The sequence below is a fragment of the Novosphingobium sp. ST904 genome, assembly GCF_001298105.1.
GTDB lineage: Bacteria > Pseudomonadota > Alphaproteobacteria > Sphingomonadales > Sphingomonadaceae > Novosphingobium.
Window position 1 is genome coordinate 17,820 of sequence record NZ_LGJH01000113.1, and the last position, 12,205, is coordinate 30,024.

Annotated in this window: 14 protein-coding genes and 1 pseudogene; 10 read left to right on the forward strand and 5 right to left on the reverse strand. The window is 64.3% G+C overall.

Annotated features, from left to right (window positions below; translation table 11 throughout):
• Window positions 1-66: 66 nt before the first annotated feature.
• The 4 genes from ADT71_RS04670 to ADT71_RS04685 form a co-directional block, all read right to left on the reverse strand.
• Window positions 67-996 (reverse strand): FecR domain-containing protein, encoded by a 930-nt coding sequence (locus ADT71_RS04670; RefSeq protein ID WP_054435537.1) that lies wholly within the window; start codon window positions 994-996, stop codon window positions 67-69.
• Window position 997: 1 nt separating this feature from the next.
• Entirely contained in the window at window positions 998-1,420 is a 423-nt protein-coding gene (locus ADT71_RS04675) for an RNA polymerase sigma factor (RefSeq protein WP_231635590.1), read from the reverse strand.
• A 273-nt stretch (window positions 1,421-1,693) separates the two neighbouring features.
• Complete coding sequence (locus ADT71_RS04680) at window positions 1,694-1,891, reverse strand: hypothetical protein (protein WP_054435541.1); 198 nt, start codon at window positions 1,889-1,891, stop codon at window positions 1,694-1,696.
• Window positions 1,888-2,634, reverse strand: coding sequence for a Crp/Fnr family transcriptional regulator (locus ADT71_RS04685; RefSeq protein ID WP_054435553.1), 747 nt, complete (start codon window positions 2,632-2,634; stop codon window positions 1,888-1,890). The genes ADT71_RS04680 and ADT71_RS04685 overlap by 4 nt, the downstream gene beginning before the upstream one ends.
• A gap of 243 nt (window positions 2,635-2,877) precedes the next feature.
• Here ADT71_RS04685 and ADT71_RS04690 point away from each other — a divergent pair.
• The 10 genes and pseudogenes from ADT71_RS04690 to ADT71_RS04725 all read left to right on the forward strand — a co-directional run bounded on the left by ADT71_RS04690 (window position 2,878) and on the right by ADT71_RS04725 (window position 11,513).
• Window positions 2,878-5,101, forward strand: a pseudogene (locus ADT71_RS04690) (catalase).
• Between the two features lie 79 nt (window positions 5,102-5,180).
• The gene (locus ADT71_RS04695) at window positions 5,181-6,320 is read left to right on the forward strand and encodes a glycosyltransferase (RefSeq protein ID WP_054435554.1); all 1,140 of its coding nucleotides are present in this window, start codon (window positions 5,181-5,183) and stop codon (window positions 6,318-6,320) included.
• Entirely contained in the window at window positions 6,313-6,465 is a 153-nt protein-coding gene (locus tag ADT71_RS32900; RefSeq protein ID WP_231635591.1) for a hypothetical protein, read from the forward strand. Before ADT71_RS04695 ends, ADT71_RS32900 begins: the two co-directional genes overlap by 8 nt.
• Window positions 6,462-7,238: a glycosyltransferase family 2 protein gene (locus ADT71_RS04700; RefSeq protein WP_231635592.1), complete on the forward strand. Its 777-nt coding sequence runs from the start codon at window positions 6,462-6,464 to the stop codon at window positions 7,236-7,238. Before ADT71_RS32900 ends, ADT71_RS04700 begins: the two co-directional genes overlap by 4 nt.
• Window positions 7,235-8,278 (forward strand): glycosyl transferase, encoded by a 1,044-nt coding sequence (locus ADT71_RS04705; protein WP_054435543.1) that lies wholly within the window; start codon window positions 7,235-7,237, stop codon window positions 8,276-8,278. The genes ADT71_RS04700 and ADT71_RS04705 overlap by 4 nt, the downstream gene beginning before the upstream one ends.
• Window positions 8,275-9,192: an acyl-CoA dehydrogenase family protein gene (locus ADT71_RS04710; protein WP_231635593.1), complete on the forward strand. Its 918-nt coding sequence runs from the start codon at window positions 8,275-8,277 to the stop codon at window positions 9,190-9,192. Before ADT71_RS04705 ends, ADT71_RS04710 begins: the two co-directional genes overlap by 4 nt.
• Window positions 9,108-9,407: an acyl-CoA dehydrogenase family protein gene (locus tag ADT71_RS32905; protein ID WP_231635594.1), complete on the forward strand. Its 300-nt coding sequence runs from the start codon at window positions 9,108-9,110 to the stop codon at window positions 9,405-9,407. The genes ADT71_RS04710 and ADT71_RS32905 overlap by 85 nt, the downstream gene beginning before the upstream one ends.
• Complete coding sequence (locus ADT71_RS04715; RefSeq protein ID WP_231635595.1) at window positions 9,404-10,075, forward strand: PIG-L deacetylase family protein; 672 nt, start codon at window positions 9,404-9,406, stop codon at window positions 10,073-10,075. Before ADT71_RS32905 ends, ADT71_RS04715 begins: the two co-directional genes overlap by 4 nt.
• A 2-nt stretch (window positions 10,076-10,077) precedes the next feature.
• Window positions 10,078-10,668, forward strand: coding sequence for an SAM-dependent methyltransferase (locus tag ADT71_RS04720; RefSeq protein ID WP_054435544.1), 591 nt, complete (start codon window positions 10,078-10,080; stop codon window positions 10,666-10,668).
• Window positions 10,665-11,513, forward strand: a complete 849-nt coding sequence (locus ADT71_RS04725) for a glycosyltransferase family 2 protein (protein WP_197282919.1) — start codon at window positions 10,665-10,667, stop codon at window positions 11,511-11,513. Before ADT71_RS04720 ends, ADT71_RS04725 begins: the two co-directional genes overlap by 4 nt.
• A 41-nt stretch (window positions 11,514-11,554) precedes the next feature.
• On the opposite strand, the gene ADT71_RS04730 is transcribed toward ADT71_RS04725, so the two are convergent.
• Window positions 11,555-12,007, reverse strand: a complete 453-nt coding sequence (locus ADT71_RS04730) for a PA2169 family four-helix-bundle protein (protein ID WP_054435547.1) — start codon at window positions 12,005-12,007, stop codon at window positions 11,555-11,557.
• Between the last annotated feature and the right edge of the window lie 198 nt (window positions 12,008-12,205).

Below are 12,205 nucleotides of genomic sequence, written 5' to 3' on the forward strand. Positions count from 1 at the left end.
GTGAGCGCCGCTTACCTCGTCGTCGCTCTGGACGGGGTTTTCCTCACCCCCCGATGAATATAATTTTCAGCGGGTAGCTGTTATGCGGATCATGTCCGGCGCTGCCGTGATCTCTACGGGCAAAAGAACTTCCAGCGATCTCGCGAAAGCCTCCGGATCGCCGACGCGGTAGACGCCGCTCAGGCGCAGGTTGGCTGCGCGAGGATCTGCGACGACCAGTTCGCGACGGCTATAGCGGTTCATTTCCGCCACGGCCTGCGCCACGGTTTCGTCGCGAAATGCCAGTCGCCCGCTCTGCCACGCCAGCAAGTCGTCAATCTCGGGACGGTCGAGGTTGTCCCGCCGACCCGGTTCCATGGCGATGCGATGTCCCGCCGAGAGCTCGACACGGGCATCGACCGACTGCACCTGCGCGCTGCCCTGAACCGCGGTGATCAGCACGACATCGTCGTCCCGGCGCAAGTCCAGCCTGCCCGATTGCGCGACGACGCTTCTGTCGCCCGCCTCGATGACGAAGGGCCGCACATCCCGTGCGATCTCGACGTCTACGCGGCCCGATGCCAGCGTCAACAGGCGACGAGAATTACTCGCCGTGAAGCGCACCCGGGTGTTCGTGTCGAGCATTATGCGCGTATTATCGTCCAGCACGAAGCGCCGCTGCTCGCCGACTGCGGTCTCGTACACACCCGCAAGGGCATGCTGCCAGCCTAGGCCCAGCCCGCAAGTCAGGGCCAGACCGGCTCCGCCCGCAAGGACCGCGCGCCGGGACATGCGGTCCGGCTGACGCAAGCGCGCAGGCCGAGGATCGTCGCGAAGACCGCCAACCGCGTCCCAGATCGTGGACGCATTCTCGAATGCGGGGGGGTGTGACGGATCAGCCTTCAGCCACGCATGGAATGCCGCCTCGTCCCGGGAGGATCGGTCATCCGCGTGCAGTCGAGCCAGCCAGTCCGCCGCCTGCCGGTTCAAATTCTCCGGCTTGCTGCGGAAGATCACGTCACCAATTCTCCATCCACTCGGCCAGATGCACCATCGCCTTGGCAATATGCTTTTCTACGGCGCTTTGGCTGATGCCGAGTTCCTCGGCGATCTCACGATATTTACGGCCGTCCAGTCGATACATCAAGAAAATCTGCCGCGTACGCGGGCTAAGCGCTTCGACCCCGACGCGCAACCGGTCGAGCCGCTCGCGAGCGATGAGCACCTCATCCTGCAGTGGATGGTTGTCTGCAACCGCAGCAACATCGGGACACCACACGAGAGTTTCCCCTGCCCGTTGTTCGCGTCGATAAGCATCGATACCTCGGCTCGTCGCAGCGCGGGCGAGTAGTGCATCGGCATTCCGAGCGAGGGTCGAGCCGGTGGTGACGTTGACCCATGCGTCGTGAAGCAGATCCTCAGCGTCGTCACGCCGCGTCATGCGAGCGACCTGATCCCGCAATCGTGCCCAACTGAACGCCGAGCCCGGAGCGCACTTCGGTGCATTCGAAAACCCCATCGGCGGCACTTAGAAAAACCAAAATGCGATTTGATGACACATCCAAGTCCATAGCATGACGCTTAAGCGCAACGACGCGGCATCCGATTGCGGGTGCTTGCATGGCTTGCCATTGCAGTCGGATATGTAGCCGGGCCTACGCCCTCATACGAGATTCCGCTCCCCCGATGGAGCTTGCCGGTGCGGGTCCTGACCCTAGGCTCTGTCGGCAATCTGGCGGTCGGCGACAAGCGAAGCATCGATGAGGTTGCGGCCGGTCTGAGCAGCCGCCTCTGCGGTCATCGTCACCGCTACGCCATTCGGGCCGTCGAGCATGACGAGGCCGTCCTCGGCGATGGCAATTCCGGGGTCGGACCGCGGCTGCGGCGGGTTTGGAGATGATGGTGCGGTCATGGAACGACTTCCGTGGTTGCAGGGGGGAGGGGCGTATCGTCGATGTAGAGATAGGATGGATCGAACTGCCCTCGGGCGGCCAAACGTGCAGGATCGGGTATTTCCACAAGGGAGGAACGGAACACGCACAGACCCTCTTCGCGCATCTGGCGCAGGACCCGGTTGACGTGGATATTGGTAAGACCGCAGATTTCGGCCAGGTCGGTCTGGGTCAGGCCCAGCGCGAAACGATGCCCATCGCTGAGCCCGGCCGACACAAGGCGAACGTTGATTTCGCACAGGAAGTGAGCCACCCGCCCCATTGCATCGAGCCTGCCGAGGCGGAACAGCCACGCCCTGTGTATCGCAGCATCGATGAGCGTCGAGAACCACAGTTTGCGGGCCAGTTGCGGGCACTCGGCAATGATGGCGTCCAAGTGGGCATGCGGCACGATCGCTACGGTCGCCGCAGTCATCGTGGCCACGTCGTGGTCGAGAACCTTCAACGGATAGGCATGAAGGTCAACGAAGTCGCCCGGTACGTGAACGGCTACCAGTTGCCGCAGGCCCTGGCGATCGTCGATGTAGCGTGACAGGATTCCTTCGATCAGCAGAGTGCTGTCATTCAGATCTTGCCCGGCCCGAACCACGATCTTGCGCGGTTCAATCGTCCTGACTTCCGTTATCGAAGCTTCCAGCCTTGCGCGCTCTTCGGGCGAGAGGCTGACACCCCGTTTGTATCGCAGGAAGCGGTCGGTGAACACGGCTTGGTCCTTCAAAACGGTATAGGAGACGGGCTCTCTTCCGGCATAACCTCCCGCGGGGGAGCGCGTTGCAAGGCTGCGGACCGAAACGTGCTGATGCAGGTTAATATCCGGCCGGCCGGCGCAACTGAACGGTCATGGCTACTGTTACCTTCGGACTAGTCCCATCCAATGCCGCATTCGCGTGCCGCCCTCAGGCCGGTCAGGCGCTGCCGCATGACCTTTGATCTGGAGGAATGCCCCATGGCCAAGAAGCCAGCGAACCCGCATGCTCGATCGTCCGACACGCTGACCCCGACCGATCTGTCCGGGGCCGATGTGGGCGGCGAATCCCCAGACAAGGCATCTCCGGTGCCAGCCGACGCCGAGATATCACTGGCTTACGCAGAACCCCAAAAAGCAGGCGGCGAAACACATCAGGAGGCCGGCGGCGAAGTGCCCACGCTGACCACCCAGCAGGGCATCCCGGTCGCGGACGACCAGAACAGCCTGAAGCAGGGCGCGCGGGGGCCGACGCTGCTGGAGGACTTCCATTTTCGCGAGAAGATCTTCCATTTCGATCACGAACGCATACCCGAACGTGTGGTTCATGCGCGTGGATATGGCGCGCACGGGTTTTTCGAACTGACCGACAGCCTGTCGGACGTCAGCCGCGCCGACGTTTTCCAGCGGGTGGGCGAGCGTACGCCTGCCTTCGTGCGCTTTTCCACGGTCGCGGGTTCCAAGGGCTCTTTCGATCTCGCCCGCGACGTGCGCGGTTTCGCGGTCAAGCTTTATACCCAGGAAGGCAACTGGGACCTCGTGGGCAACAATATCCCGGTGTTCTTCATCCAGGATGCCATCAAGTTTCCCGACCTGATCCATGCCGCCAAGCCCGAGCCCGACCGTGCCTTTCCGCAAGCCCAGACCGCGCACGACAACTTCTGGGACTTCGTCAGCCTGACTCCGGAAACCTTCCACATGCTCATGTGGACCATGTCCGACCGCGCCATCCCCCGTTCGTTCCGCACGATGGAGGGTTTCGGCGTCCACACTTTCCGGCTGTTGGACGCAGAGGGTAACTCCACTTTCGTCAAGTTCCACTGGAAGCCCAAGCAAGGCCTTCAGTCTGTGGTGTGGAACGAGGCCGTGAAGATCAACGGCGCCGATCCCGACTTTCACCGCCGCGACTTGTGGGAGGCGATCAATTCCGGGGACTTTCCCGAATGGGAACTGGGCGTCCAACTGTTCGACGATGCCTTTGCCGACAGCTTCGACTTCGACGTGCTCGATGCAACCAAGCTGATTCCCGAGGAACTTGTGCCGATCCGCGTAGTGGGTCGGCTGGTCCTCGACCGCGTGGTCGACAACTTCTTCGCCGAGACCGAACAGGTTGCCTTCTGCACGCAGAACGTGCCGCCGGGCATCGACTTCTCAAACGATCCTCTGCTGCAGGGCCGCAACTTCTCGTACCTCGACACGCAGATAAAGCGGCTGGGCGGTCCCAATTTCACGCACATTCCCATCAATGCGCCCAAGTGTCCGATGCACCATTTCCAGCAGGACGGGCACATGGCGATGCAGAACCCCAAGGGGCGGGCAAATTACGAGCCCAACAGTTGGGGGCGCAACGCTTGGCGGGCCGCGCGAGGATCCGGTACGCGGCTTCACCAGCTATGCGGAGGAAGCAGACGGCCCCAAGCAGCGTGTGAGGTCCGAAAGCTTTGCCGATCACTACAGCCAGGCCCGCCAGTTCTTCGTGAGCCAGATGCCGATCGAGCAGAAGCACATTGGCGACGCGCTGGTGTTCGAGCTTTCGAAGGTGGAGCGGCCCGACATCCGCTCGCGCACGGTTTCGCATCTGCTCAACATCGACCCCGGCCTCGCCGCAACCGTAGCGGATGGCCTGGGCATCGCGCTGCCAGATGCCGCCGTCGCGGCGCGAGAGCCGATAACCGACCTGCCTGCCTCGGCCGCGCTCAGCATCGTCAGGAACGCCCCCGACAGTTTCAAGGGGCGCAAGCTGGGGATACTGCTCAGCGAGGGCGCCGATGCGGCGATCTTCAAGGCGCTGCTGGCGGCCGTGGAAGCGGAAGGGGCCGTTTACGAGGTTATCGCTCCCAAGATCGCGGGCGTCACCCTGTCCGACGGCACGACGGTGGCTGCAAAGCAGAAGGTCGATGGCGGCCCTTCGGTGCTGTTCGATGCCGTGGCGATCGTGGTGTCCGAAGCCGGGGCCGCGCTGCTGGCACTGGATGCGGCGGCGAAGGATTTCGTCACCGATGCCTTCGCGCATTGCAAGTTCATCGGCTTCACGCCCGAGGCGGACACGATCTTCGTCAAGGCCGGGATTGCCGATGACCTCGACGATGCCTGTCTTGAACTCGAACATGTCGAAGATGCGAATGCCTTCGTGGTCGCCTGCCGCGAACTGCGCCATTGGCCGCGCGAACTGGAGGTCGACCTGGATGCACGGCCCTCGGCTTGATCTCCCGATCTTCGGCAATCTTCACCCCGGGGGAGGCACCGCGCCGTCGCCGGGCAATGGCCGGGCCGTTCTCCCGCCTCTGAAGATCGGTATCATCGCGCATCTGCGCTACCCGATCGTGGAGCCTTTCGCAGGCGGGCTGGAGATGCATACGCATCTTCTCGCTCGCGCCTTGAGGGGGCGGGGGCATGCGGTAACGGTGTTCGCCTCGGCACATTCGGAGCCGGACCTCGGGCTTGAGGCGATCTGCACCGAAACGGCGTTAGCCAAAGTCGGCAAGGCCGAAGCGAAGGACATCGGCTTCTTCCGCGAACACCACGCCTATCTCAGCCTGATGAGCGAGTTGCGCCGGCGCGATTTTGACGTGATTCACAACAACTCGCTGCACTACCTGCCGGTGACGCTGGCCGATACGCTCGGGGTGCCGATGGTAACCACCTTGCACACGCCGCCCTTCTGCTGGCTGGAAAGCGGCGTGCGGCTGTGCGCGGGCGATGACCATGCATTTGTCGCCGTGTCGCAGTCGGTGGCAGAGCAATGGGAGCATGTCACCAAGGCGGACGAGGTGATCCTGAACGGCATCGACATCGACAAGTTCGCTTTCCATCCCCGTTCCGACCAAGCGGGCTACCTGGTTTGGTACGGCCGAATCGTCCCGGAAAAGGGGCTGCATTTCGCCATCGAGGCGGCGCGTCTGATCGGCCTGCCGCTGCGTATCGCGGGGCCGATCCTGGACCCGGACTATTACCGCGCGAGAATTGCGCCGGAACTGGGCCCTGATACCCTGCACGTGGGGCATCTGGATCATACCGAACTGGCACGGCTGGTCGGGGGAGCCCGCGCGTTTCTGTTCACCCCGATGTGGGACGAGCCTTATGGTCTGGTCGTGGCAGAGGCGTTGGCCTGCGGGGTGCCGGTCGCGGCATTTGCGCGCGGGGCGGTTCCGGAAATTCTCGACGCAAGTTGCGGTGTCCTGGCCATCCCTGACGACGTGGCGTCGCTTGCAGCCGCGGGTCGTGAGGCGCTCACGCTTGATCGGCGCGCTTGCCGCAGGCGGGCGGAACGCATGTGCGATGCGGGCCGCATGGTCGATGAATACGAAGCATTGTACCGTAAAGGCATCGAACGAGCCGCTGCTCGCAATATGCGCCTCGATGTCCCATCCACAGTTCCCGCAAGGAATCCGCAAGTCGCCGCCCGTGGCCAGCGGCATGGCTGATCTGGATATCTGCGTGTGCGTGCCCGCGCGCAACGAGGCGGGACGCCTGCCTACCCTGCTTGCGGCGCTTGCAGCACAGACCTGGCAGCGAGCGATACCCGTGGCGATTGCGGTCAACAATACGAACGACGCAGTCTTGCGGTGATCGAGCAGGCTCGTGTGCGTTATGCCGGACGGCTGCTCTTGCAGGTCGAAAACGTGACCTTCGGCCCCGTTCAGGCCCACGCCGGCTCCGCGCGGCGCCTGGCGATGGACACTGGTCTTGCCCTGCTTCCGGCCCGTGAGCGCGGCGTGCTGGTCAGCACCGATGCCGATACCCGGCCACCTCCCCAATGGCTGGAGGCGATCGCCAGTGCCGTTAACCGCGGCGCGGATATCGTGGGGGGGCGGATCGAGATCGAGCAGGACGAACCTCTCCCCGAATCCGTGGTGCGCCTGCGTGCGGCGTGGGACCGCTATTGGCACGAGGTCCGCGCCATCGAGGATGCCGAAGACCCGGTGCCTTGGGATCCGGCGCCGCGCCACGGCGACCATACCGGTGCGTCCCTGGCCATCCGGGCATCGCTCTATGAACCGTGCGGAGGCGTGCCGTTGCTGCCTGCAGGCGAAGACGTTGCCCTCGTGAACGCCGCATTGGCACAAGGAGCGCGCCTTGCCCATCCGGCGGAGGTCTTCACTCATGTTTCCCCGCGCCGCTATGGTCGGGCTGAAGGCGGGATGGCGGCGGCCATGCAGATCTTGTTCGACCAGGCTGCGAGCGGTGTGCTCCCCCGAGCGCCCGCACTGCATCACTGGCACGACCGCGCCGTGTGGCGCCGCACGCTGCGTGCTCGCCCCGGGGGGCACGCCTTGATCGCCCAGCAGGAGCCTTCGCTCGCGCCGATGCCGCATGACATGGTGCTGGAGATGGGGGAATGACCGCCCGTCCCATCGGCTACTACGTGCATCATCACGGAGCCGGACACCGAGCGCGTGCAGAGGCGATTGCGGCAAAGCTCGAATGGCCCGTGGTCCTGATAGGGACGGGAATCGGGGCGTCAGGGATAGACCTGCCAGACGACCGCCCCGCATCTGGCCGCTTCGATGGGCGGGATGAGGCAATCGGCCGGCCAGCAGCGCTTCACTACGCCCCGCTGGACCATGCAGGCGTGCGTACACGCGTGGCGCGTATCGCGGCCTGGATTGCGGACCAGCAGCCTGCGCTGATGGTGGTCGACGTCTCGGTCGAAGTGGCTATGCTGACGCGTCTGGCCTCGGTTCCCACCATTTGCCTGCGGCTGAATGGGGAGCGTAACGACGGTCCGCACCTGGAAGCGTTTCGGAGCGCGGCGGCCATTCTGGCGCCGTTCCACGAAGCTCTCGATACGCCCGCCACCCCACCTTGGGTGCGCGACAAAACCCGATATTTCCCGGGGATCACCGCTGCCCCCGCCGCCGAACCGGCGGTGGACAACCGGGTGCTGGCGGTCTTCGGTCGGGGCGGTGCTCCGGGTGACGGCGAACGTCTGGCCGCAGCTGCGCGCGCGTGCCCCGAGTGGGATTGGCGGGTCATCGGACCGGCCTCCTTCCCTGCGAACATTCCGTCGAACCTGGAATTCGCAGGATGGGTCGAAGCGCCGGAATGCGAGATCGCCCGTGCTGCCGTGGTCGTCGGCGGGGCAGGTGATGGCCTGGTCTGCGCGGTAATGGCTGCAGACCGACCCTTCGTGTGCGTTCCCGAAGAACGTCCGTTCGCAGAGCAATGGGCAACGGCGCATGGTCTGCACGCGATGGGCGCGGCGATCGTCCTTCCGGATTGGCCACATGGCGAGCAATGGCCGGCGCTGCTCGGCCGTGCGCTGGCCCTGTCCTCACAGGTGCGTCGCGGTCTGCACGATGCGAATGGTGCGCAGAAGGCGGCGGCGTGGCTGACGACGCTCGCGCTCGGCGCGACGATTTGCCGGGAGCATGCCGCATGATGTCATCCGCACTTGCAAAGGTGAGTGCCGCTAGTCCCGTGGAACGGGCAGCGGGGATCGCCTCGCGTCTAGCCGATCTGGGCACGGGCTACGATGCGGCCCCGGCTTTTCCCGCCGAAAGCATCCGCTGCCTAGTATCGGCGGGGCTGCACTGCGATTTCGCTCCCCCGGCGAGCGGCGGCATGACTTTTTCGAACGCCGTGGATCGCCAGTTTGCACTGATGAATGTGCTGCGCATCGTCGGGCGGGCGGATCTTAGCCTTGGGCGGCTCTATGAGGGGCACGTCAACGCGCTCGCACTGTTCGGGTGGTACGGATCGGCTCGGCAGCACGCTCGCCTGCGGCGCGACCTGGAACATGGTGCCTTCTACGGTGTGTGGGCCACCGAGCCGCAACCCGGCGTTTCCATCGCCTTCCGCGATGGCGGTTCATATGCGCTCAAGGGCAGCAAGTGCTTCGCCAGCGGGGCGGGCGGCCTCGCCAATGCGATCGTGACCGCACAGGCTCCCGGCAGCGCTCTGCGGCAACTTGTGATTGTACCTGCCGACGATCCGGCCCGTGCCGACGTGTCGCAATGGCGCGTGCGGGGCATGCGGGCGACCATCAGCGGGCTCTACGATCTTGCGGGCGTCGTCGTGGGAGAACCGGATCTGCTGGGCAGTGCCGGAGACTACGAGCGCGAGCCGCATTTTACGACAGGCGCCTGGCGTTTCACTGCCGTGCAACTGGGCGGCATGGAAGCCCTGTTGGCCGAGACACGGCTCGCCATGACGGAGACCGCGCGGGGCGTCCCCTGCAGCGGGGCAGGTTTGCCGATGCCGTGGCAGCGGTGCGAACGGCATACCTCTGGGTGCGTGAATGCGCCTTGCGTGCGGCGCGCGAGGATGAGGACGGCCCGGCGTTCGTCAGGATGACCCGCGGGGTCGTCGAGCGGGCCGCTTTCGACATGATGGAACTGGCGGCACGAATCGTCGGCACGCGCAGCGCCATGGAGGGGCAAAGGATCGACAAGATCACCCGCGACCTGTCGCTCTACCTGCGGCAGGCGGGGCCTGACCATGCCCGAGACCAGGCCGCGCTGGCCTGGCTGGATCAGGACGTCTGGGGCGACCAGGACACATTGTGGTGAGCGCGCTGCTATCCGCGCAGCCTTGGCGGCGCCAGCGATGGCTGGTTCTGGCGCCGCACCCCGACGACGAGACTTTGGGCGTCGGCGCGCTCATTGCCCAGACGGCAGGCGATGGCCGGCTAGCGGGTGTGGTCTATCTTACCGATGGGTCAGGTTCGCACGGTGCCGACGGCACGCCCAAGCAGCGGCTCGTGTCCGCGCGCAAACGCGAAGCCGCCCATGCCCTCTTCCGTCTTGTCCGCAGGCGAAGCCGCGACCCGCTCCATCTGGGCTGGAAGGATGCTGCCCCCGCCGCACCGGAAGACCGGGCTTTTCTGCGCTCGGCTCGCAAGTTGGCAGCGCTCTGCATGCGGTTGAGGGTCGATGCCGTTGCCGTGACGGCGTTGCACGAAACCCATTGCGACCATGCCGCCGCGGCACGGCTGGCCTACGCGGCACAGGCCATGGCGAAGCGTAGCCTGCTCGTGGCCGAATATACTGTCTGGGCCGATGCGCCCGTTGCGCAATCCTTCCGCGCCGTGCGCACGGAAGCGATGCTGCCGGGCCGGCGGCGCCATGCTTTGCGTGCGCATCGCAGTCAACTCACCGCTTCGCACGGTCCGGGCTTCCGGCTTCCCGCCGAGCGGCAGCGGATGTCTGATCGCGATACGCTGTATGTGCGGAGATAAGGATGACACGTCCAAAGGCCAGCCTTGGCCGCGACTATTTCGAAAGCATGTTCCAGGGTGACGAAGACCCGTGGGGCCTCGAAAGCAGCCCGTACGAACAAGCGAAGTACAATCACACCCTTAGCGCACTGGCAGGGCGGGTCTATGCGCAGGGTTTGGAGGTCGGTTGCGCCAAGGGCGTCCTCACCAGCAGGCTGGCCATGCAGTGCGGGTCACTGCTGGCAATCGACGTCAGCGGCACCGCCCTCATTGCTGCAAGCGCCCGTTGCGCGCCTTACGGACATGTCGCCTTTGCCGAAATGGCTTTCCCGCATCAGGCGCCTGTCCACGCTTTCGATCTCGTGGTCCTGTCGGAGGTCGTCTACTACTGGGAGGACCGGGACATCCGGCGCAGCGCCGAATGGATCAGGCTTCATCTGGAAATCGGCGGTGACCTGCTGTTGGTCCATTGGACGGGCGAGACCGATTACCCGCAAAGCGGCGACGATGCCGTGGCCAAGCTGCAAGACGCGCTTCCGGCGGCGATGGACGTGATCGCCGCGGAGCGATGCCCGAATTACCGGCTGGACCTGTGGCGCCGCCGCGCAGCATGAGCCTGAGCGTGCTCACCATAGTGAGGAACCGTCCGGGCCATCTGGTGCAACTGGTCAAGGGACTTCAGCGCAGCAGTGTCCTTCCGGACGAACTGATCGTGGTCGACATGGGGAGCGACTCTCCGGTTGTCTTGGAGGACCTTCCATTTCCCGCGCGTGTTGTGTGGATGGACGGCGGTCGGCTTCCTCTTGCAGCTGCTCGCAATGCCGCAGCCAGGTCGGCCAGTGGCGATCATCTGCTGTTTCTCGATGTCGATTGCATTCCCATGCGCGGGCTGATCTGTGCCGTTCAAGGCGTCCTGGCTTCGCACAATGCCCTTGTCTGCGCGAAAGTGCTCTATCTTGGTCCGGACGAGGCGCGCGCCGAATGGGACGAGCAGGATCTCTTCAAGCGCGCGGCGCCTCATCCGGCGCGCAGCTTTCCCGGGCAGGGGGTGCGCAGTGAGGATAATGCGGGACTCTTCTGGTCTCTGGTCTTCGGGATTACGCGGCAGCGCTTCTTCGCGCTGGGTGGTTTCGACGAGGAATTCGTCGGCTACGGCGCCGAAGATACCGACTTCGGGTTTCGGGCGAAGGCCGCCGGGGTGCCGCTCCTGTTCATGGGTGGGCCCGGCGCGTTCCATCAATTCCATCAGACTTTCGATCCGCCGCTGCAGCATCTCGATGATATCGTCAGCAACGCCGGCACGTTCCATCGGCGCTGGGGCATATGGCCGATGGAGGGGTGGCTGAAGGCGTTCGCGGAAATGGGTCTGGTCGCCTTGAGTGAAGACGCCATCACTCTCCTTCGTCCAGCGAGTTGCGACGAATTGGCGCAGGCAGACAGCTCCCGGCGTTCCCACTGAGCGGGCCGGACCGGCGAGGCAGACCTCGCCGGTCCGTTGTTTCAGCGCTCCATCGAATGCTTGATGTCGCGCATTTCGTCATGGCCGGATTTCACCGAGGCATAACAGGTCTCGATCAGCCGAAGGATTTCGGGCGACAGTTCGCGGTCTCCCAGGGCATCTTCGTATTTGGCTTTGATATGATCTTCGCCTGCCTCGACTTCGTTGATGATCGCCTTGTCATCCTGGCCCGTCATGGTCGACTTGAGGTTCAGGAACATGCGATGTGCCCCGGCCAGGACAGTACCGTCGTCCTCCGCCTTGCCGCCCAGCCGGGTTACTTCCTGCTGCAGGCGCGACGCTACTTCCCGTCGTTCGCTGGCACGGCTCGTGAATAGCGAGCCGAAGCGGCCACTCTGGCTGTCCTTGGCCGCTTCGGTGTAACCGTCGACGCTGTCGATCGTGGTTGCGATCAAGCTGTTGAGGGTCGAAATATCGTGGCTGGTATCGGGCATCGTCGTTCCTATCGAAAAGTTGGCAGCCCGAACGAAAAATCTCCGGGACGAGGTATCAACGGCGCGAGGTCGACAAAGTCCCTGGGAACACTGCGATACTAGGCGGCGTGGACAAATTTGAGCCAGTATCTGGCGGTGGCGATATGGACCATGCCAAGGAAACTGTTGGCCAGTTGATCGTAGCGGGTGGCGATGGCT